The sequence below is a fragment of the Geodermatophilus sp. FMUSA9-8 genome (assembly GCF_037034165.1).
GTDB lineage: Bacteria > Actinomycetota > Actinomycetes > Mycobacteriales > Geodermatophilaceae > Geodermatophilus > Geodermatophilus nigrescens.
Genome location: NZ_JBAGKE010000001.1, coordinates 124,647 through 145,078 on the forward strand (window position 1 = coordinate 124,647; position 20,432 = coordinate 145,078).

Sequence of the window (20,432 nt, forward strand, 5' to 3'; positions counted from 1 at the left end):
TCGCCGGCCGCCGCATCACCGGCACCGGATGTGGTGCCGCGGCACACTCCGGCGCGATCCCCAGAGGAACTGGGCGGAGCCGTATCACCGACAGGTCACAGTCCTGTCGTTCCTGCCCGACGCGCCTTGACCCGCGCCCTATCGTTCCGCGCCATGTGGCCCATCTCACGTCCGGGACAGCCGCCCGCGGAGGCGCCGTGCTGACCGTCGACTCGCTGCGCGTGACCTACGGCGGTGCCGTCGAGGCCGTCCGCGGCGTCTCGATGGAGGTGCCCGACCGCTCCGTCGTCGCGGTGCTGGGCAGCAACGGCGCCGGCAAGAGCACGCTGCTGCGGACCATCTCCGGCACGCTGCGGCTGCACCGCGGCCGGGTCGACGCCGGCACGGTGCGCTTCGAGGACACCGACCTCACCCGGCGCGACGCCGGCCAGATCGTGCGCCGCGGCGTGGTGCAGGTGCCCGAGGGGCGGCGCATCTTCGGCCGGCTCACCGTCGAGGAGAACCTGCGCGCCGGCGGTATGGGCAACCGCGACCGCGCCGCCAAGGCCACGGCCGTCGCCCGCGTGCACGACCTGTTCCCGGTGCTGCGCGAGCGCGCCGGGCAGCGGGCCGGCCTGCTGTCCGGCGGCGAGCAGCAGATGCTCGCCATCGGCCGCGCGCTGATGGCCAGCCCCCGCCTGCTGCTGCTCGACGAGCCCTCGCTCGGCCTCGCGCCGCGCGTCATCGGCCAGATCGGCGAGGTCATCGCCGAGATCAACCGCCAGGGGACGGCGGTGCTGCTGGTCGAGCAGAACGCCACCATGGCCCTCGGCGTCGCCGACCGCGCCTACGTCCTCGACGTCGGCCGGGTCTCGCTGTCCGGCGACGCCCGCGAGCTCGCCGCCACCGACGAGGTGCAGCGCCTCTACCTCGGCCACACCGGCGACGCCCCGGTCCGCCGGGAGGACACCGCCCCGCGCCGCACCCTCTCGCGGTGGACGGCGTGAGCACCGCCGCGCCCGGGAGCACCCGGGACACCACCCGCGACGACGTCCCGCCGGTCGAGGTCGACGGCGTCAGCGTCGCCTTCGGCGCGATCAAGGCGCTGAACGACGTCTCCTTCACCGTCGCGCCCGGCTCCATCCACGCCGTCATCGGCCCCAACGGCGCCGGCAAGTCGACGCTGTTCAACGTCCTGTCCGGCGTCTACCGGGCCACCTCCGGCGAGGTGCGCTTCGGCGACGCGGTGCTCAGCTCCATGCGGCCGTTCCAGATCGCCGGCGTCGGCGTGGCCCGCGCCTTCCAGAACATCGCGCTGTCGGGGGCGCAGACCGTCGCCGAGAACCTCATGCTCGGCCGCCACCACCTGACGAAGGCGGGCTTCCTCTCCTCCGGGCTGCGGCTGCCGCGCGCCACCCGGGAGGGCCGGGTGCACGGCGAGCGGATCCGGGAGATCGCCGAGTTCCTCGACCTCGGCGACAAGCTGCACACCCCCGTCGGTGTGCTCTCCTACGGCGACCAGAAGCGGGTCGAGGTGGCCCGCGCGCTGTGCATCGAGCCGCGGCTGCTGCTGCTCGACGAGCCGGTGGCCGGCATGAACGCCCAGGAGACCGAGCGGATGGCCGGGGCGATCCGCGAGATCCGGGCGGCGCTGGGCATCTCGGTGATCCTCGTCGAGCACGACATGGGGATGGTCATGTCGCTGGCCGACCGGGTGACCGTCCTCGACTTCGGCCGGCGCATCGCCGACGGCACCCCCGCGCAGGTCCAGTCCGACCCCGAGGTCATCCGCGCCTACCTGGGCTCCGGCACCGAGACCGACCCGGCCGAGGCGGCCGCCGCCCACACCACCGACGCCACGGGGAGCCCGGCGTGACCCAGTTCCTGTCCCTGCTGCTCAACGGCATCTCGCTGGGCGCCATCTACGCGCTCATCGCGCTCGGCTTCGTGATCATCTTCAAGGCCAGCGAGGTCGTCAGCTTCACCCACGGGTCGCTGCTGCTGCTCGGCGCCTACTCGATCGCCCGGCTGTCGGAGCCCCTCGGCTTCCTGCCCGCCGTGCTCGTCGGCGTGCCGATCACCGCGTTCGCGGCGTTCCTGGTGGAGCGGCTGATCATCAACCGGCTGCGCGGCGCCCCGGTGATCAGCCTCGCCATCGTCACCATCGGCGTCGACATCATCCTGCTCACCGAGCTCATCCGGCAGATCGGCCCGGACATCCTCAACGTGCCCCACCCGTGGGGCGGGGACTCCGTGCGCATCGGCGGCGTCGGCATCAGTGAGAACCGGCTCATCGCCATGGGCGTCGCCGGCATCCTCATCGTCGCCTTCTTCGTCGCCTTCAAGTACTCCAGCTGGGGCGTGGCGATGCGCGCCTCGGCCGAGGACGGCGAGGCGGCCGCGCTCATGGGCATCCGCCAGGGCCGGGTCTCGGCGCTGGCCTGGATCGTCGCCGGCGTGCTCGCCGCGGTGGCGGCCCTGTTCCTCGTCGGCGCCCCGACGCCCGGCGTGAGCGCCGCGGCCTACACGGTGGCGCTGCGCGCCTTCCCCGCGGCGATCCTCGGCGGCCTGGACTCCACCGGCGGCGCGCTGGTCGGCGGGCTGCTCATCGGGATCACCGAGGCGATGGCCGCGGGCTACCAGGAGCAGCTGTCCTTCCTCGGCCGCGGCTTCGGCGAGGTCGCCCCCTACGTCGTGATGATCATCGTGCTGCTGGTCCGCCCCTCCGGCCTGTTCGGGACCAAGGAGCTGACACGTGTCTGACACCCTCTCCGCCCCGGCCGGCGCCACCCGCACCGGCGCGGCGGCGCCGGCCCGCGCGGGCCGCTCGCCGATGCGGTTCCTCACGCCGCTGCTGCTGCTCGCGCTGCTCGCCCTCCTGCTGGTCCTCCCGCTGTACGTCGAGGAGTTCTGGCTGCGCACCGGCTTCGCCGTCGCCGGGGCGATCGTGGGCGCGATCGGGCTGAACCTGCTGGTGGGCACCACCGGCCAGCTGTCGCTGGCGCACGCGTTCTTCCTGGCGGTCGGCGCGGTCAGCTACACGTTCATCTCCGGGGAGTCCGGCGGCCTCGGCACCCGCGCGGTGCTGCGCGGGCTCGGGCTGCCGCCGATCGTCGGCATGGTCGTCGGCGTGCTGCTCGCCGGCCTCGCGGGGCTGCTGTTCAGCCCCATCGCGGCCCGGCTGCGCGGCATCTACCTGGGCGTCGCCTCGCTCGGCCTGGTCTTCATCGGCGTCCACGTCCTCAACACCTGGACGCCGGTGACCGGCGGGTTCAACGGCCGCTCGGTGCCGGAGTTCTCCCTGTTCGGGTTCAGCTTCGGCAACGACGACCCGCAGCTGTTCGTCCTGGGCGTGCCGTTCCGCGAGGCCGAGCGCCTCTGGTACCTCGGCCTGGTCCTCGCGCTCGCCGCCTACGTCTTCGCCCGCAACCTGCTGCGCAGCCGGCCCGGCCGGGCGCTGCAGACGCTGCGCGACAGCGAGGTCGCGGCGTCGGTCATGGGCGTCAACGTCCAGGCCTACAAGGCGCGGGTGTTCCTGGTCAGCTCGATGTACGCCGGGCTGTCCGGGGTGATGTACGCGCTGAGCATCGGCAGCATCGCGCCGGAGTCCTTCGGCCTGACCGTGTCGATCCTGTACCTGGCGATGATCGTGCTGGGCGGGCTCGGCTCGGTGGCCGGCGCGGCCCTCGGCGCGGCGTTCGTCACCGCCCTGCCGCTGGTGTTCCAGCAGTTCGCCGACGTGCTGCCGCTGGTCAGCTCCCCGGGCGAGGGCGGGATCGCCGCGGGCATCGCCGCCCGCTACCTCTTCGGCGCCGCGGTCATCCTCGTCGTCCTCTTCGAGCCCGGCGGCCTCGCCGGCTTCGCCAACCGCTTCCGCCGCCGAGGGCGAGCCCCCGGCCGCGGATCCCCGAGCGCCTCCCCGGCCTCGGCGGCCGACCGTCCCACCGACACCGACCCGTCCGATCCACCAGCGCAAGGGAGCAGCACCAGATGAGAGCAGGTACGCGTCTGCGGGGGGCCACCGTCCTGACGGCGGCGGCGGTCGTCGCCGTCACCGGCTGCAGCACCAAGGCGCCGGACAGCGGCGGGGGCGGCGGCGGTGGCGGCGGTGAGGCCAGCGAGGTGACCACCGACGTCGGCGTCGAGGGCACCACCATCCGCCTCGGCGTCCTCACCGACCTGACCGGTGTGTTCGCCGCGCTCGGCACCGACATCACCAACGGCAACACGCTGTACTGGGAGGACAACCAGGTCTGCGACACCTACGACGTCGAGCTCGACGTCCAGGACACCGGCTACGTGCCGCAGCAGGGCGTGCAGCTCTACAGCGGCATGAAGGACAACGTCCTGGCCATGCAGCAGACGATCGGCTCGCCGATCAACACCGCGCTGGCGCCGGAGTACGAGGCCGACTCGATCGTCAACTTCCCGTCGGCGTGGGCGCGGACCCTCACCGAGATCCCGGGCACCGGCGTCCTCGGCGCCACCTACGACGTCGAGCTGGCCAACGGCTACCAGTACCTGTTCGACCAGGGCCTGCTGGCCGACGGCGACAAGGTCGGCCACATCTACTTCGAGGGCGAGTACGGCGAGAACGGCCTCGCCGGCACCCGCGCGGTGGCCGAGGCCCGCGGCCTGGAGGTGGTCGAGGCGCAGATCAAGTCCTCCGACCAGGACATGTCGGCGCAGATCACGCAGTTCGCCTCCGAGGGCGTCAACGCGATCGTGCTGACCGTCGCGCCGGCGCAGACCGCCTCGGCGGCCGCGGTGGCGCAGGCGGCCGGGCTCGACGTGCCGATCCTCGGCAGCAACCCGGTGTTCGCGCCGGGCCTGCTGCAGGGCCCGTCGGCGCAGTGGCTCAAGGACCACCTGTACGTGGCCTCGCCGATCACCGCGTGGGACGCCCAGCCCGAGCTGCTCGAGCAGTACCAGGCGGCCTACCCGAACACGACGCCGAGCCTCGGCGCGGTCTTCGGGTACGCGATGGGCGACGTGATGAACCAGGTGCTGACCGCGGCCTGCGAGAGCGGGGACCTCACCCGCGAGGGCGTCACCGCCGCGTTCGGCGAGCTGAGCGACGTGGACACCAGCGGCCTGCTGGTGCCGATCGACGCCTTCGAGACCGGCGTCTCGCCGAGCACGCAGAGCTTCATCCTGCGGCCGGCCGACGTCCCCGGCGGCGCCGAGGTCGTGCAGGACGCGTTCGAGGGCGAGGTGGCCGGCGAGCTGGCCGGCTGAGGAAGGACCCCCGTGCCCCCCGGCCCTCGCTGACGCTCGGGCCGGGCCCCTGCACGGGGGCCGTTCCAGCACGTCACCTGGCGCCCCCTCCCGACACGGGAGGGGGCGCCGGTGGCGTGTCCGGGGCCGCTCAGCCCAGGACGGGCAGCTCGATCCGCGAGGGGTGCGCGGCGTCGCCGAGGACCTCGAACCGGCACGGGCGGCCCGACGCCGGCACCGCGAACGGGTCGCCGGTGCCGAGGTTGCGGGCGAACCGCGGGAACGCGCCGCCGGCCACCTGCACCCGCAGCCGGTGCCCCGCGCGGAACCGGTAGGCGGTGGGGAAGAGCTCCACGTCGACGGCGAGCGCCCCGTCGGCGCCCACGGCGACGTCGGCGGCCGGCACCGTGCGCGGGTCCAGCCGCCGGATGCCGTCGACGACGTTGCGCGACACCCCGGCCGGGTCGACGTCGCACAGCCGCACGAACAGGTCGGCGTGCGCCAGCTCCGGGCGCACCGAGACCCGCGCGCGGACGTGCCCGACGACGTCGAGGTCCCGTTCGAGCACCGGCCCGGTCCACACGAGCACGTCGTCGCGGGCCTCGACGGCGGCGTTGTCGGCCTGCTTGCCCGGCCGCTCCAGCAGCGGGCCGCCGACGGTCGGCGTCGGGTCGGCGGGGTCGTGGGTGAAGGTGCGCGGCGCCTCGCCCGGCGTCCCGGCGTCGCCGGTGAGGGTGCCGTCGGCGCGCAGGTGCAGCACCTCGGCGCGGGTGCCCGGCGGCGGCCACGACGTCGTCTCCAGCCAGGTGCCGGCCTGCTGCAGGTACAGCCGCACCGGCGCGCCCGAGGGTGCCGGGCCGCCCTGGAGGTGGTGGCGGAGCCAGGCGACGTCGGTGCGCACCGCCTCCCGCAGCTCCGCCGGGTCGCCGTGCAGCCAGGGGCCGACGGTGAGGCGGACCGGGACGCCCGCGGCCTGCAGGCGGGTGACGTCGGTGAGCTGGGCGGCGGCGAACAGGTCCCACCAGCCGGTGACCATGTTGGCCGGCGGCATGCGGGAGAGGTCGGCGCCGTCGTGGTCGGCGACGGCCCAGAACGGGTCGCCGGGGGCGGCGTGGCTGGTGAAGTCGCGCCAGAACGGCACGGGCGCGCCGGCGGCGGCGGTGTCGGCGGCCTGCAGCGGCAGCAGCCGCAGCGCCCGGTCCACCCGCGCCCGCAGGCCCGGGTTCAGCGGCCCGGGCAGCCCGCCGGCCTCCTGCCGCCCGATGGCCACCGACCAGCGCAGCGCGTTCTCCAGGCCGGGCGCCCCGTGGTCGTAGAAGGCGGTGGTGATCCGGGCGGCGGTCACGTGCGGGGAGACCGCGACCAGCGGCGGGTCGGCGTAGGGGGCCACCGCCCACTGGGTGTGGCCGAAGTAGCTGGCGCCGGTCATGGCCACCCGGCCGTCGCACCAGTCCTGCGCGCGCAGCCACGCCAGGGTGGCCAGGCCGTCGTCGTGCTCGGTGGTGAACGGCCGGAAGTGCCCGCCGGAGCCGAAGGTGCCGCGGGTCGACTGCACGAAGACCTGGAACCCGCGCCGGGCGAAGGGCGCGGCCAGGGCGTGCGCCAGCAGCCCGGCGCGGCCGTAGGGCAGCCGGATGAGCACGACCGGCAGCGGGCCGGACGCCGCGGCGGGGCGGTAGTGGTCGCCGAGCAGCGTCACGCCGTCGGGCATGGGGACGGCGACGCCGCGCTCGACGGTGTAGCGGGTGGCCCGCAGCGGCAGCCCCAGGGCCGCGTCCGCGAGGAGCCCGCCCAGGCGTGCCGCTGCGCTCATCCCGCCGTCCTCCCGGTCGCCGACCCGACGCGGGCCACTCTGCCGGACCCCGCGCCGCGCCGCGTCCCGGTCCCGGGCCGGGTGGTGTGCGGTCGCGGCGCGTTCCGGCGGCCGGATGCGCCGCAACCGCACATCGCCAGGGGACCGGTGCACGCCGGTGGCCTGTACGGGCGCCGTAACGGGCCGCGGAGGTCCGACGGTGTGCGCCTGCGCCGCATCCCGCGGCCGGGAACGCGGCGTCCGCGCACCGCTCGGCCCGCGGGGCGGGGTGATGTGCGCTCGGGGCGCGTTCCGGTGCGCGGATGCGCCGGAACCGCACACCACCGGGGACCGGTGGACGCCGGTGGCCCGGAACGGGCGCCGGGACGGGTCACCCGGGTCCGACGGTGTGCGCCGGCGGGCTCAGCCGCGGCGCCACCGGCTCCTCCAGCCAGTTCCAGCTGTGGTGGCTGAACAGCGTCTTGTTGCCGTGCGAGTCGTAGACGACGAGGTGGCCGGTGGCGGTGAAGCTGAAGCGGGCGGCGTCGTCGAAGCGGAGCACCTCGCCGTCGGCGCGGTGGAGGTCGAAGGCCATGCCGGAGCGTGGCACGGCGACCGCGGCGCGGCAGGTCCGCACGGACCGATGAGGCGCGGGACCGATGAGATGCGGCCGCGACGGGCGTCTCTGCTGCACCACCCCACGTCCCGGCACCCGGAGGCCCCCGTGACCACCACCCCGGCCCGCGAGATCCGCAGCGCGACCCTGACCGTCCCCGGCGCCGAGCGCGCCTGGGACGTGCGCCCCGCCGCCCCCGGCAGCCCGCCCGCCCCGCCGCTGCTGCTCGTGGGCTCCCCGATGGCGGCCGCCGGCTTCGGCACGCTGTCCGGCTCCTTCCCCGACCGCACCGTGCTCACCTACGACCCGCGCGGCTCCGAGCGCAGCCGCCGCACCGACGGCGCCACGACCAGCACGCCGCAGGAGCACGCCGGCGACCTCGCCGCCGTCATCGAGGCGGCCGGCGGCGGTCCGGTCGACGTCTTCGCCAGCAGCGGCGGCGCAGTCAACGCCCTCGAGCTCGTCGTCCACCACCCGGAGCTGGTGCGCACGCTGGTGGCGCACGAACCGCCGTCGATCCCGGTGCTGCCCGACCGCGCGGAGGCCTCGGCGGCCACCCACGCGGTGGCCGACGCCTACGCCCGCGACGGCTTCGGCGCCGGCATGACGGGGTTCATCCGGCTGGTCTCGCACCGCGGCCCGGTGCCGGCCGACCTCGGGCCGGTGCCCGACCCGGCCGCGTTCGGCCTGCCGGCCGGCGACGACGGCTCGCGCGACGACGTCATGCTCGGCCAGAACCTCCTTCCCTGCACGCACCACGAGCACGATGTCCAGGCGCTGCGCGCGGCGCCCGTGCGGATCGTGCTGGCGGTGGGGGAGGAGTCGGCCGGGGAGCTCGCGCACCGGGGCGGCGAGGGCATGGCCGCGCGGCTGGGCACCGAGCCGGTGGTCTTCCCCGGCGGGCACGCGGGGTTCCTCGGCGGCGAGTACGGCCAGACCGGCGAGCCGGAGGCCTTCGCGGCCCGGCTGCGCGAGGTCCTCGCCGGCGCCGCGTGACCCCGCCCGCGCCGTGTGCACACGGCGCGGGCGGGAGGGGCGCCCCGGGCGCGGTGCGTGCACACGGCGCGCCCGGGGCGGCGGGGACCGGGCGGGTCAGGCGTCGGGCGCCTGCGGGTCGTCGTCGCCCGCGGTCTCCGGTCCCTCGGCGAGCAGCAGGTACAGCGCGCGGCGGGCCTGGGCCAGGACGTCGGCCGCGGCGGCGAGCTGGGCCTCGCTACCGGTGCGGGTGACCTGCCGGACCGCGCCGTGCACCTGCTCGAGCAGCCCGCGCAGGTCGGTGCCGGGGGCGGCGGCCTGGACACCGGCGAACGGGTCGGCGCCGGTGCCGCGCAGCTGCTCGACCGCCGCGCGGCCGGTGTCGGTGAGGGTGGCGAGCTTGCGGCCGGCGTCGGCGGTCACGCTGACCAGTCCCTCGTCCTCCAGCTGGGCGAGCGTCGGGTAGATCGCGCCGGGGCTGGGGGTCCAGCGCCCGCCGCTGCGCTCGCCGATGGCCTGCATCAGCTGGTAGCCGTGCATCGGCTGCTCGGCGAGCAGGATGAGCACGGCGGCGCGGACGTCGCCGCGCGGGGCGCGTCCCCGCCGGCCGCGACCGCCCGGCCCGAAACCGGGCCCGAAACCGGGACCGAAGCCCGGGCCGAAGCCGGGGCCCTCGGGACCGCCGAAGCCGAAGCCGGGCCCGCCGCGGTGTCCGCGGCCGTGCCCGTGGCGGGGGCCGGGGCCGGCCTCGGGGTCACCGCCCCGGCCCGGCCCGCCGGGGCCGAACCCGAACGGGCCGCCGGCCGGCATGCCGGCCCAGCGGGCGGCCCAGTCCTCGCGGCCGCGCCGGCGACCGCCCCAGCCGGGATGCCGGCCGGGCCAGGGAGCGGAGCCCTCGGGGGGCTCGAAGGAATGCGAGTTCATGGCGTCCTCCTGACGTATCGGATGACGGTAACGATACATCGCTATATGACGTCATCGCCAGTGCCGAAGGAGGATGCCGCGACCGCCTGCACGGCCGCCTCGCCCAGCGCGTCCACCTCCGCGGCCAGCGCGGGCAGCGGCACCGGGGCCGGGCCGGAGGCGAGCAGCCTGGCCAGGCGGTCGGCGACCACCTCGACCTGCCGCGCCGGCGGGGTGCCCGGGGCCGGCGGGGCGGGCGGCAGCACCGACCAGGGTTGCCCGGTCTCCGCGCACAGCGCCGGCATCCGGCGCAGCAGCGCCGCGCCCTCGGCCGCCAGCCGCCACAGCGCGCCGGTGCGCAGGTGCTTCGGCCCGGTGGACCCGGCGGTCGCCCAGCGCAGCAGGCGCACCACCTCGGTCCACACGAGGTCGGACACCACGTCGTCGACGGCGCGGCCGCCGGGCGGGCGCCGGGTGAGCACGAGGGTGCGCGTGGCGGAGGGGTCGAAGAGCCAGGCGGGCCGGTCCGCGTCCATGCCCCCGCACCCTCGCCGCCGTCCCTGGGGGCGACCTGGGTGCCGGCGGGGAACCGCCTGCCGGTCAGGCGAGCGCGGCGAGCACCGCCGCGGCGGCGGTGTCCAGGGCGGCGCGGGCGCGGGCCCACGACGTCGAGGCCGGGAAGTCGCCGAGCAGCACGACGACGGTGCCGTCGGCGAGCACGCCGGCCGAGTGCAGCTGGTGGGTGCCGCCGACGCAGCACATCCACCCCTGCTTGGCCGCCACCCCGGAGGTCCCGGCGAGCAGCCCGAACGCCTGGGAGAAGCCGTCGGCCGCGGTCGCCGAGGTGGCCCGCATCCAGCCGAGCAGCGTCTCCGCCGGCCCGGCGCCGACGGTGGTCTCGAGGCCGGCCAGCAGCCGGGCGACGTCGGCCGCGCTGGTGGTCGCCTCGCCCCACTGCCCGGCCTCGGCCGGGGGAGCGGTGGCGGACAGGCCGGCCGCCGCGGCGGCGTCGGTCACGAGCGCTGCGCCGCCGAAGCGGTCCCACAGCAGGCTCATCGCGGTGTCGTCGGAGCGCACGACCGCCCGCTCCATGCGGCCGAGGTCGGTGCCGGTCAGCGTCACCGCGCCCTCGGCGCCGAGCTGCAGCAGCCGGCCGACGACGAGGAGCTTGACCAGCGAGGCGGTGGGCACGGCCTCGCCGGCCGCGGGCCCGGCGACGACGTCCTCGCCGCCGGGGCCGACGACGGCCAGGGCCACCGAGCCACGCGCCCCCGCGGCCGCCGCGTCGACCGCCGCGAGCACGGCGCCGGTGTCCACGGGGACCACCCGGTCCTGGACGGCGGCCCGCGTCGGCGGCCCGGCCGGATCGGGTGCCGTCGCCGCGCTGGTCGTGCTGCTGGTCGTCGTGCTGGTCGTCGCCGTCGTGGTCCCGGCGGGGGAGGACGAGGCGGTGTCCACGAGGGTCGCCGTGCTGCCGCCGAGCAGCGCCACGACGACCGGCAGCGCGACCAGCAGGGCCACCAGCGGCGCGGCCGGCCGGCGCGCGCGGGCGCCCGGCCGGGGGCGGCGGACGGCGCTCACGGCCGCAGCCTGCGCCGCGTTCCTGGCAGTTGCGTGAACGCCGTGGTGCCGGACGGGTCGCGGCGGCGGGCCTTGCCCGTCCGCGGCGGCGGGAGCACGCTCGGGACACGGCTGGTCCGCACCGCTGGAGGTCGCCGTGGAGGCACGCGTCGGGGACCGGATCTGCGTCCGGTCCACCCACCAGGGAGAGCCGGAGCGCACCGGCACCGTGCTCGAGGTCCGCGGGGAGCGGGGCGGGCCGCCCTACGTCGTCCGCTGGGACGCCGACGGGCACACCGCCGTGTTCGTCCCGGCGGGCACGTGCACGGTGCTGCCCGAGCCCGCGGCCGGCTGAGCGGTCAGCCGCGGGCGTGGCGGCCGGCTGGGCGGTCAGCCCCGGGCGTAGCGGCCGCGGGCGAGCTCCAGCAGCCGCGGCAGCCCCGGCGGCGGCGCGTCGGCCCACCACGCGAGGTCCACCGGCACCGGGGGCGCGTCGCGCAGCGGCCGGTAGGCCACCCCGGGCCGCGGGTGCTGGCGGGCGGTGGCCTCGGCGGTCACCCCGGCCACCTGGCCGGCGGCGATCGCGGTGAGCCACGGGTCGACGCCGCGGATGTCGCGGATGGCGGCCGGCTCGTGCGGCGCGGTCCACAGCGACGCCGTCGTCGTGCCGGTGGTGCCGTCGGAGGCGAGCACCCGGCCGGCGAGGTCGGCGAGCAGCAGGCTGCGGCGGCGGGCCAGCGGGTCGTCGGCGGCGAGCGCGGCGAACCGCCGCTCCTCGCCGAGCCGGGCGGTGCGCAGCCGCGGGTCGGCCGCCGGACGGCGCAGCACCGCGACGTCGGCCAGGCCCTCGGTGAGCCCGGCGGTGGGGGTGTTGGACTGCACGAACACCAGCGCGGCCCCGGGCGAGGCGGCGGCCCAGGCCCGCTGCACGGCCGTGGTGTGCCGGCCCAGCGCCGCCCAGGCGTAGCCCACCCGCAGCTCGCCGCGCGCCCGCTCGGCCGCCCGGCGGATGGCCGCGACCTCCTCGAGCACCCGGCGGGCGTGCGCGACGACGCCGTGCCCGGCGGGGGTGAGCGCGACCTCGCGGGTGGTGCGGTGCAGCACCCGCACGCCCAGCGCGCGCTCCAGCGCGGCCACCGTGCGCGACACCGACGCCTGCGTGGTGGACAGCGCGTCGGCGGCCGCGGTGAAGGTCCCGGTGTCGACGACGGCGAGCAGCGCCCTCAGCTGCCGCACCTCCGGATCCATACGCGGACCGTATCGCCGGGCGCGACACCGGCATTTCCCCCGGGCCGGCGGCGTGCCCAGGATGGGGCAGGTGACCGCGCCCGCCCCGACCGCCGCCCCGCGCGCCCGTACCGCCCGCGGCACCGCCACGCTGCTCGCCAGCTCGCTGAGCAACCAGGTCGGCGCGGCGCTCGGCGCGTCCGCCTTCCCGGCGGTCGGCCCGGCGGGCGTCGTCGCGGTGCGGCAGTGGGTGGCCGCGGCGGTGCTGGTGCCGCTGGCCCGCCCCGCCCTGCACCGGATGACCTGGGCGCAGTGGTGGCCGGTGCTGGCGCTCGCGGCCGTCTTCGGTGGCATGAACCTGGCGCTGTACTCGGCGATCGAGCGGATCGGCCTGGGCCTGGCGGTGACGCTGGAGTTCCTCGGCCCGCTCGCCGTCGCGCTGGCCGCCTCGCGCTCCCGCCGCGACCTGGCGGTGGCGCTCACCGCGGCCGCCGGCGTCTGGCTGCTCGTGCTGCCCGGCGGCGCCAGCGACTGGACCGGCATCGGCCTGGGGCTCACGGCCGCGGCCTGCTGGGCGGCCTACATCCTGCTCAACCGGGTCGCCGGCGCCCGGCTGCCCGGCCTGCAGGCACCCGCGGTGGCCACGGCGCTGTGCGCGCTGGCGGTCACGCCCGTCGTCGTCGTGCTCGTCGTCCAGGAACGGCTGACCGGCGCGCCGCTGGCCTACGCCGTCGCCGCCGGGGTGCTCGCCTCGGCGGTGCCCTACGCCGCCGACCTGGTGGCGCTGCGCTGGGTGACGCCGCGCGCCTTCGCCGTGCTGTGCAGTGCCCACCCGGTGTGGGCCGCCCTCGCCGGCACCGCGCTGCTCGGCCAGGCCCTGCACCTGCACGAGTGGGCGGGCATCGGGGTGGTCGTGCTGGCCAACACCGCGGCCGTGCTCGGCTCGAGGGTCCACAGTCCCGCCACGGGCGCCTGACAGGTCCGGCACAGGAACCGCGCCGAGCCTCGACGACGAGGGCCGGACCTGCCGGCCACCCGCCCGAGGAGCTCCCCGTGCGCAAGAAGATCGTGCTCGCCACCGCGGCCGGCGCCCTGGCCGTCGGCGGCCTGGGCCTCGCCGCCCCCGCCATGGCCGCCGACGACGACACCCCGACGGCCGCCGTCACCTCCGCCGAGGAGCGCATCCGCGACGCGCTCACCGGCCTGGTCGACGACGGCTCGATCACCGCCGAGCAGGCCGACGAGGTGGCCACGACGCTCAGCGACGCCGGCATCGGCGGGCGGGGCGGTCCCGGCGGCCCCGGCGCCGGCGCCGGCCTGTCCGTCGCCGCGGAGACCCTCGGCCTGTCCGAGGACGAGCTGCGCACCGCGCTGGAGGCAGACGACGCGAGCCTGGCCACCGTCGCCGCCGACCAGGGCGTCGCCGTCGAGGACCTCACCGCCGCCCTCGTGCAGGCCGCGCAGGAGCGGCTCGACGAGGCCGTCGCCGACGGCCGGCTCACCCAGGAGGAGGCCGACGAGCGCGCCGCCGACCTGGAGAGCCGCATCGCCGAGCTGGTCGAGTCCACCGACCTCGGCGACCGCGGCGGCCCCGGCGGGTTCGGCGGCCGCGGCGGACCGGGCGGACCGGGCGCGGACGACACCGACGACTGACCCGCACCGTCCGCGGCGCCGTCCTCCCCCGGGGGGCGGCGCCGCGGCGTCCCCGGGGACGCGCGGGCCCCGCTGCGCGTTGACGCAGGCAGTCGCCGCGTCCGCGGACCGGCTGCCGGCCGGGCCGCGGCGGTACCGTCCCCCGCCACGCCGGACGGGCCGCGCCCGACGCCGGCGCCCGAGGAGGGACCCGTGACCACCGCCATGACCGCCCCCGTGCCCGCTCCCGGGACCGCTCCCGGCCCCGGGGCGCTCGCCGCGCCGCCCGCCCGCACGCTCGTCGTCGTCGGCGGGCTGCCCGGCAGCGGCAAGACCACGCTGGTCCGCCGCCTGCTCGGCCCGGGGGTGGACGGCGTCACCGCCGTCGACTCCGAGGACGTCGCCGCCCGCTGGCGCACCGGTCAGCTGGTGCCCTACCGCTACGTGCGGCCGCTGGTGCACGCCGCGCACCGCCTGCGGGTCCTCGCGGCGGTCGTCGGCCCGGCGCCGGCGGTCGTGCTCACCGACCCGTGGACCAGCCGCTCGTGGCGGCCGGTCGTGCTGCGGGCCGCCGCCCTGGCCGGCCGCGGGGTGCGGCTGGTCCTGCTCGACGTGTCGGCCGCCGACGCCGCCGACGGCCAGCGCATCCGCGGCCGCCGCATCCCCGAGGGCCGGATGCGGCGACACGCCGGCCGCTGGGAGCGCTACCTGCCCGGCGCCGGCACCGGGGACGTGCTCGTCGTCGACCGCGCGCGGGCCGGCCGCCTCACGCTCGCCGATCTGCTGGGGCGCCCGGCGGGCTGAGCGCGCCGGTCAGGCCCAGTGCCCGCTCGAGCAGCCGCAGCCGGTAGACCGCGGTGAGCACGGCGAACCACAGCAGCAGCGCCGGCAGCACCGTCTGGAACACCGGCTCGGCGGCGTCGGTGAGCCCGAAGTAGTCGGTGAACGCCGGCCAGAAGAGCCCCGCGGAGAAGACGAGGACCAGCGCGAGCACCAGCAGCGCCGGGCGGCGGTCGCCCGAGGGCTCGGTCCAGGCGGCGAACCAGCGGTTCGGCGGCGCGATGAACAGGATCAGCAGGAACGCCGCGTAGGACACGAACGTCGACAGCGCGGTCTGCGCCCCGATCGTCGCGACGGCCTCGGCGAAGCCGACGTCGTCGGAGGACAGGCCCGTGTAGTCCTCGAACGCGGCGACGACGGACGACGGCGGCGTCGACTCCGTGAAGTCGGTGAGCAGCTGCCGGTAGTGCCGGGCGTACACGGCGACGCCGCCGGCCGCCGTCACGAGCATCGCCGGGACCACGAACCGCCACAGCGTGGTGAGCAGGTGCGGGTCCGGCCGCGCCGGGCGCGCCCAGGCGGTGAGGAACAGCGTGGGCAGGCCGACGGTGAGCAGCGTCAGCCCGACGTTGGCGGGGGAGTAGGGGAACCCCAGGCCGAGCATCGTGACGGCGAGGATCACCAGCCCCTGCGTGCCGACCCGGGCGAGGAACACCTGCATCGAGGTGCCGATGCCGGCGATGATCCGCCGGCCCTCGTGCGCCGCGGGCAGCAGCGCGGCGAGGGAGTCGCCGGTGAGCACGATGTCGGCGACGTCGCGGGTGACGGCGCTGCCGCTGGCCATCGCCACCCCGACCTGCGCTCGCTTGAGCGCCCGCGCGTCGTTGACCCCGTCGCCGACCATCGCCACGTAGCGGCCCCGCCGGCGCAGCGCGTCGACCAGCCGCTCCTTCTGCTCCGGCGCCACCCGGCCGAAGACGGTGGTGCGGGCGACGACGTCGTCGAGCTGCGCCTCCGACAGCCCGTCCAGCGCGGGGCCGGCCACCGGCTCGCCGGGCTCGAGGCCGGCCTGGCGGGCGAGGGCGGCGACGGTGCGCGGGTCGTCCCCGGACACCACCTTCACCGCGATCCCGTCGGCGGTGAGCCGGGCGAGGGTCTCCGGCACGCCGGGGCGCAGCTCGTCGGCCAGTGCCAGCACGGCCAGCGGCTCCAGCGCCGGCAGCCGCGGGCGGCCGGCGCCGTCGCGCAGCGGCGCGTCCGCGGCGGCGCGGGCGAGCACCAGCACCCGCAGGCCCCGGCCGGCGAGCTCGCGCACCGGCCCGCCCAGCGGCGGTCCCGACAGCCGCGGGGCCAGGGTGTCCGGCGCGCCGAGCACCAGCACGGCGTCGGCGGTGCGCAGCGCGCTCCACCGCAGCGCCGAGGAGAACGGCACGTCCTCCGTCACCGGCACCGGCTGCCCGGGCAGCGCCGCGGCCAGCGCCGTCGTCGTCAGGTTGGGGGCCGGGGTGCTGGCGGCGAGCGTGCCGAGCACCCGGCGGACGGCGGCGTCGTCGAGCGGGCCGGCCGGGCGCACCTCCGCGAGCGAGAGCCGGCCGGTGGTGAGGGTGCCGGTCTTGTCGGTGCAGACGACGTCGACGTTGCTCACCGACTCCACCGCGTTCACCTGCTGCACCAGAGCCCCGCGCCCGGCGCTGCGCGCGGCCCCGACGGTGTACGCGACCGCGACGAGGAAGAACAGCCCGTAGGGCACCAGGCCCGAGAGCACGGCGGTGGTCTGCACGGTGCGCACCAGCGTGAAGCCCTCCAGCGCCGCCTGCGCCAGGATCGTCACGCTCATCAGCGCCACCAGGAGCATGACGAGCCGGACGACGAAGCCGATGCGCCGCTGCAGGGGCGTGCGGTCGGTGGACTCCCGCCGCGCCTCGGCGGTCAGCCGGCCCGCGTAGGAGGCCGCGCCGACGTCACGGGCGAGCATCGTCCCCTTCCCGCCGACGACGAACGAGCCCGACAGCAGCGCGTCCCCGGGCTCCTTCGGCAGCGCCTCGGACTCGCCGGTGAGCAGCGACTCGTCGACCTCCAGCCGGCCGGCGAGCACCGGCCCGTCGACGACGACCTGCGCGCCCGGGCGCAGCCGCAGCACGTCGCCGCGCACCACCTCCTCCGGCGGCACCTCGGCGTCGGCGCCGTCGCGGACCACGGTGACCGTGCCGCGGGCCAGCAGCTGAAGCCGGTCGAGCTTGCGCTTGGCCCGGATCTCCTGGACCGCGCTGATCGCGGCGTTGACCAGGCCCAGGCCGACGCTGGTGAACGCGTCGCTGTAGCGGCCCAGCGCCAGCAGTGCCGCGCCGATGGTGAACAGCACGACGTTGAAGAAGGAGAGGACGTTGGTCCGCAGGATGCGGGCGTAGCCCCGGGCGGACGCCCTGACCGCGACGTTGCCCTCGCCGCGCCGGTGCCGCTCCCGGGCCTCGGCGGCGGTCAGGCCGGCGGGGGTGTCGCCGGGCGCGGTCCCGGCCTCCGTCTCCGTCTGCACGGCCCGACGATGACACCCGGCCGGGCACCCGGCAGCCCGCCGCCGGGTCGGAGCGGCCGCCGTCCAGCCGACTCCCGCCCGGCGCCCAGCCGGCGTGCAGGATCGGCGCGCACCGTGGCCGCCATGGACCTCCGTCGGCCGCGGTCGCTGCGCACCCGGCTGCTGTGCGCCTTCCTGCTCCCGCTCGCGGTGGTGCTGGCCGTCGTCGGGGTCGCGGCCACCGCCGCGGTGCGCGGGGAGCTGCTCGGGCAGGTCGACGACCGGCTCGCCGCCGCCGTCGCCCGCTCCACCCAGGCCGACGACACCCAGGCCGACGACAGCCAGGCCGACGACAGCCAGGCCGACGACAGCCAGGCCGACGACAGCCAGGCCGACGACAGCCAGGCCGACGACGACCCCGGGGACGGGCCCGGCTGGGGCGGGACCGGGCCCGGGTTCCTGCTCACCCCCGGCCAGGGCGACGGCACGCTCGGCGCCCGGGTCGTCGACGGCGTGGTCACCGAGGCCGCCGTCATCGGCAAGGAGGGCGACGGCGAGGCGCTGACCGCCGCCGAGGCCGACGCGCTGGCCGGCGTCCCCGCCGACGGCGAGCCGCGCACGGTCGACCTCGGCCCGCTCGGCGCCTACCGCGTCGTGGCCACCGGGGATGCCGGGGAGGTGGCCGGCGAGGTGCTCGTCACCGGCCTGCCGCTGGCCTCGGTGCGGGCGGCGCTGCTGCGGCTGGTCGTCGTCGAGGTGGCCGCGGGCCTGCTCGGGCTGCTGGCGGCCGGCGTCGTCGGCTCGGCGGTGATCGGCCGGACGCTGCGGCCGCTGCACAGGGTGGCGGCCACCGCCGGGCGGGTGGCGCAGCTGCCCCTGTCCAGCGGCGAGGTGCGGCTGCCCGACCGGGTGCCGGCCGCCGACACCGACCCGCGCACCGAGGTCGGCCGGGTCGGCGCCGCGCTCAACCGGCTGCTCGACTCGGTGGAGTCCGGCATCGCCGCCCGGCAGGCGTCGGAGACCCGGCTGCGCCGCTTCGCCGCCGACGCGAGCCACGAGCTGCGCACGCCGGTCACCTCGATCCGCGGCTACACCGAGCTGGTGCGCCGCCGCGGGGGACTGCCCGAGGAGGTCGACGCCTCGCTGCGCCGGGTGGAGGCCGAGGCGGTGCGGATGTCGGGCCTGGTCGACGACCTGCTGCTGCTCGCCCGCCTCGACGCCGGCGCGGGCGCCGGTGCCGGCCGGGAGCTCGCCCGGGACGACGTCGACCTGACCGGGCTGGTCCTCGACGTCGTCAGCGACGCCCACGCCGCGGGGCCGGGGCGCCGCTGGCGGGTGGACCTGCCGCCGGGGGCGGTGCTGGTGCCGGGCGACGCCGCGCGGCTGCACCAGGTGCTCGCCAACCTGCTGGCCAACGTGCGCACCCACACCCCGCCCGGTACGACGGCGACGACCCGGCTGCGCACGGAGGGGACCGACGCGGTGCTCGAGGTGGCCGACGACGGCCCGGGCGTCCCCGAGGGCCTGCAGGCCGGGGTGTTCGAGCGGTTCGCGCGCGGCGACTCCTCCCGCTCGCGCGCCGCCGGCAGCACGGGGCTGGGGCTGGCGATCGTGGCCGCGGTGGTGGAGGGGCACGGCGGGACGGTGTCGGTGGCCAGCCGCCCGGGGACGACGGTGTTCACCGTCCGGCTGCCCGGCGCCACGGTGGCCGAGCTGGACGACGACGAGGAGCCGGCGCCCGCCCGCGCATGACCAGGCCGCCTGATCGTGCGGCGTCCTGGCTCACGGCCGGCGGTGAGCCAGGACGCGCGGCGGTGAGCCAGGACGTCCCTCAGAACGTCCCTCAGATGAGGGCGAGCTCGCGGCAGCGGGGGCAGACGTCGCCGGAGCCGAGCCCGCGCCGTCCGCCCCAGGCGCCCTGGACGACGGCGACCGGGGTGCCGCACACCGCCACCCACGGCGGCGGGCCGTCGGCGGCCTCCCGCGGGACGGCGTGCGCCGTGCTGCTCTCCTGGTCCCGGCCGGCCGCGTGGCCGCTCCCCGCGCTCGTCACCGGCCCAGTCTCCCGGCCCGGCCGCACCCCGCGGTGCCCGACCTCGCCCCGCAGCGCGAGGTCGGGCAACGCGCGGCGAGGGCGGACTCCCGGGCGGTACACGGACACGCGACCGTTATCCCGAACTTGGCCGCCGAATCGGCGCGACAGAGGCGCACGTCCCGGGGCACGCTGCAGGCCGTGAGGACGACGGAGCACCGGGTGACCGCAGGTGAGGGCGTGCAGCTGTGGGCCGAGGAGCGCGGCGACCCGGCCGCGCCGCCGCTGCTGCTGGTCATGGGCGCCAACGCCAGCGGCGTCCTGTGGCCCGAGGAACTGGTCGACCTGCTGGCCGCCGGGCACCGGGTCATCCGCTACGACCACCGCGACACCGGCCGCAGCTCCGCCGTGTTCGACCGGGCGCTCTACGCGATCGCCGACCTCGCGCGCGACGCCGTCGCCGTCCTCGACGCCCTCGGGATCGAGCGGGCGCACGTCGCGGGCATGTCGATGGGCGGCACCCTCGTCCAGCTGCTCCTGCTCGACGCCCCGCAGCGGCTCCGCAGCGCCACCGTGTTCTGCACCTCCGCCCTCGGCGCCGGCCTCGCCGACGTCGCCGGGACGGGGGAGCTCCCCGGTCCCGCGCCCGAGCTGCTCGAGTACTGGCAGACCATGGGGAGCGACCGCGACCGGGCGGCCGAGCTCGACTGGCGGGTGGAGCACTGGCGCCTGCTGGACGGCGGCGTGCTGCCCTTCGACGCCGGCTGGTTCCGCGCCCTGGAGGAGCGGGCGATGGACCACGCCGGCAGCGTCCGCGGGCCGGTGGCGCACGCGCTGGCCGACCAGTCCGGCCTCGACCGCGGCGCCGAGCTCGCCGCCGTCCGGGTGCCCACCCTCGTCGTCGAGGCGCCCGAGGACCCGGTCAACCCGCCGCCGCACGCCGCGCACCTCGCCGCGGTGGTCGGCGGTGCCGGGCTGGTCACGGTGCCCGGGATGGGGCACGCGCTGCCGCCGGCGGTGCACGGACCGCTGGCCGCGGCGATCGCCGCGCACACCGCGGCCGCCGACGCGGGCTGACGAGGCGGGCTGACGACGCGGGCTGACGACGCGGACTGACGACGCGAACTGACGACGGGGAGCCACGACCGTCACCCGCGGTGACGGATCGGGTGATCTGCGACACGCCCGGCGGAACCGACCGGTTCCG

20 protein-coding genes are annotated in these 20,432 nt (G+C 77.4%); 12 read left to right on the forward strand and 8 right to left on the reverse strand.

Going from position 1 to position 20,432, the window contains the following annotated elements; all coding sequences use genetic code 11:
* Positions 1–197 precede the first annotated feature (197 nt).
* Genes WA616_RS00580 through WA616_RS00600 form a run of 5 tightly spaced genes read left to right on the forward strand, consistent with a single transcriptional unit; the run spans position 198 to position 5,217 of the window.
* A complete protein-coding gene (locus WA616_RS00580; RefSeq protein ID WP_336026349.1) occupies positions 198–986 on the forward strand; it encodes an ABC transporter ATP-binding protein in 789 nt (262 codons plus the stop codon).
* On the forward strand, positions 974–1,855 hold the full coding sequence (locus tag WA616_RS00585; protein WP_336026350.1) for an ABC transporter ATP-binding protein: 882 nt from the start codon (positions 974–976) through the stop codon (positions 1,853–1,855). Before WA616_RS00580 ends, WA616_RS00585 begins: the two co-directional genes overlap by 13 nt.
* Positions 1,852–2,742 carry a branched-chain amino acid ABC transporter permease gene (locus tag WA616_RS00590; RefSeq protein WP_336026352.1) on the forward strand — a complete coding sequence of 297 codons (891 nt, stop codon included), beginning with the start codon at positions 1,852–1,854 and terminating at the stop codon, positions 2,740–2,742. Before WA616_RS00585 ends, WA616_RS00590 begins: the two co-directional genes overlap by 4 nt.
* Positions 2,735–3,973 carry a branched-chain amino acid ABC transporter permease gene (locus tag WA616_RS00595; RefSeq protein WP_336026354.1) on the forward strand — a complete coding sequence of 413 codons (1,239 nt, stop codon included), beginning with the start codon at positions 2,735–2,737 and terminating at the stop codon, positions 3,971–3,973. The genes WA616_RS00590 and WA616_RS00595 overlap by 8 nt, the downstream gene beginning before the upstream one ends.
* Positions 3,970–5,217 (forward strand): ABC transporter substrate-binding protein, encoded by a 1,248-nt coding sequence (locus WA616_RS00600; protein ID WP_336026356.1) that lies wholly within the window; start codon positions 3,970–3,972, stop codon positions 5,215–5,217. The genes WA616_RS00595 and WA616_RS00600 overlap by 4 nt, the downstream gene beginning before the upstream one ends.
* A 130-nt stretch (positions 5,218–5,347) precedes the next feature.
* Here the strand turns inward: WA616_RS00600 and WA616_RS00605 are convergent, their stop codons facing one another.
* A complete protein-coding gene (locus WA616_RS00605; RefSeq protein ID WP_336026358.1) occupies positions 5,348–7,009 on the reverse strand; it encodes a CocE/NonD family hydrolase in 1,662 nt (553 codons plus the stop codon).
* A 370-nt stretch (positions 7,010–7,379) separates the two neighbouring features.
* The gene (locus WA616_RS00610; protein ID WP_336026360.1) at positions 7,380–7,583 is read right to left on the reverse strand and encodes a hypothetical protein; all 204 of its coding nucleotides are present in this window, start codon (positions 7,581–7,583) and stop codon (positions 7,380–7,382) included.
* 129 nt (positions 7,584–7,712) lie between these two features.
* Between WA616_RS00610 and WA616_RS00615 the strand changes: the two genes are divergently transcribed.
* Positions 7,713–8,600: an alpha/beta fold hydrolase gene (locus tag WA616_RS00615; RefSeq protein WP_336026362.1), complete on the forward strand. Its 888-nt coding sequence runs from the start codon at positions 7,713–7,715 to the stop codon at positions 8,598–8,600.
* A gap of 96 nt (positions 8,601–8,696) precedes the next feature.
* Here the strand turns inward: WA616_RS00615 and WA616_RS00620 are convergent, their stop codons facing one another.
* The 3 genes from WA616_RS00620 to WA616_RS00630 all read right to left on the reverse strand — a co-directional run bounded on the left by WA616_RS00620 (position 8,697) and on the right by WA616_RS00630 (position 11,063).
* Positions 8,697–9,503, reverse strand: a complete 807-nt coding sequence (locus WA616_RS00620; RefSeq protein ID WP_336026364.1) for a PadR family transcriptional regulator — start codon at positions 9,501–9,503, stop codon at positions 8,697–8,699.
* Between the two features lie 41 nt (positions 9,504–9,544).
* Entirely contained in the window at positions 9,545–10,018 is a 474-nt protein-coding gene (locus tag WA616_RS00625) for a hypothetical protein (RefSeq protein WP_336026366.1), read from the reverse strand.
* A 64-nt stretch (positions 10,019–10,082) separates the two neighbouring features.
* Entirely contained in the window at positions 10,083–11,063 is a 981-nt protein-coding gene (locus WA616_RS00630; protein WP_336026368.1) for a serine hydrolase, read from the reverse strand.
* 136 nt (positions 11,064–11,199) lie between these two features.
* Between WA616_RS00630 and WA616_RS00635 the strand changes: the two genes are divergently transcribed.
* Complete coding sequence (locus WA616_RS00635; RefSeq protein WP_073419784.1) at positions 11,200–11,397, forward strand: DUF1918 domain-containing protein; 198 nt, start codon at positions 11,200–11,202, stop codon at positions 11,395–11,397.
* Between the two features lie 35 nt (positions 11,398–11,432).
* Here the strand turns inward: WA616_RS00635 and WA616_RS00640 are convergent, their stop codons facing one another.
* Positions 11,433–12,290, reverse strand: coding sequence for a LysR family transcriptional regulator (locus tag WA616_RS00640; protein ID WP_336026371.1), 858 nt, complete (start codon positions 12,288–12,290; stop codon positions 11,433–11,435).
* A 61-nt stretch (positions 12,291–12,351) separates the two neighbouring features.
* Here WA616_RS00640 and WA616_RS00645 point away from each other — a divergent pair, with 61 nt between their 5' ends.
* The 3 genes from WA616_RS00645 to WA616_RS00655 all read left to right on the forward strand — a co-directional run bounded on the left by WA616_RS00645 (position 12,352) and on the right by WA616_RS00655 (position 14,705).
* Positions 12,352–13,245, forward strand: coding sequence for an EamA family transporter (locus tag WA616_RS00645; RefSeq protein WP_442901957.1), 894 nt, complete (start codon positions 12,352–12,354; stop codon positions 13,243–13,245).
* Positions 13,246–13,322: 77 nt separating this feature from the next.
* Complete coding sequence (locus tag WA616_RS00650) at positions 13,323–13,922, forward strand: hypothetical protein (protein WP_336026376.1); 600 nt, start codon at positions 13,323–13,325, stop codon at positions 13,920–13,922.
* Between the two features lie 192 nt (positions 13,923–14,114).
* Entirely contained in the window at positions 14,115–14,705 is a 591-nt protein-coding gene (locus WA616_RS00655; protein ID WP_336026378.1) for an AAA family ATPase, read from the forward strand.
* Here WA616_RS00655 and WA616_RS00660 read toward each other — a convergent pair.
* Positions 14,668–17,214, reverse strand: coding sequence for an HAD-IC family P-type ATPase (locus tag WA616_RS00660; protein ID WP_336026380.1), 2,547 nt, complete (start codon positions 17,212–17,214; stop codon positions 14,668–14,670). The genes WA616_RS00655 and WA616_RS00660 overlap by 38 nt on opposite strands.
* Before the next feature lie 123 nt (positions 17,215–17,337).
* On the opposite strand from WA616_RS00660, the gene WA616_RS00665 reads away from it, so the two are divergent.
* On the forward strand, positions 17,338–18,945 hold the full coding sequence (locus tag WA616_RS00665) for a sensor histidine kinase (protein ID WP_336026382.1): 1,608 nt from the start codon (positions 17,338–17,340) through the stop codon (positions 18,943–18,945).
* Positions 18,946–19,036: 91 nt separating this feature from the next.
* Here the strand turns inward: WA616_RS00665 and WA616_RS00670 are convergent, their stop codons facing one another.
* Complete coding sequence (locus WA616_RS00670) at positions 19,037–19,246, reverse strand: hypothetical protein (RefSeq protein WP_336026385.1); 210 nt, start codon at positions 19,244–19,246, stop codon at positions 19,037–19,039.
* A 180-nt stretch (positions 19,247–19,426) separates the two neighbouring features.
* On the opposite strand from WA616_RS00670, the gene WA616_RS00675 reads away from it, so the two are divergent.
* The gene (locus tag WA616_RS00675; RefSeq protein ID WP_336026386.1) at positions 19,427–20,302 is read left to right on the forward strand and encodes an alpha/beta fold hydrolase; all 876 of its coding nucleotides are present in this window, start codon (positions 19,427–19,429) and stop codon (positions 20,300–20,302) included.
* Positions 20,303–20,432: the final 130 nt, after the last annotated feature.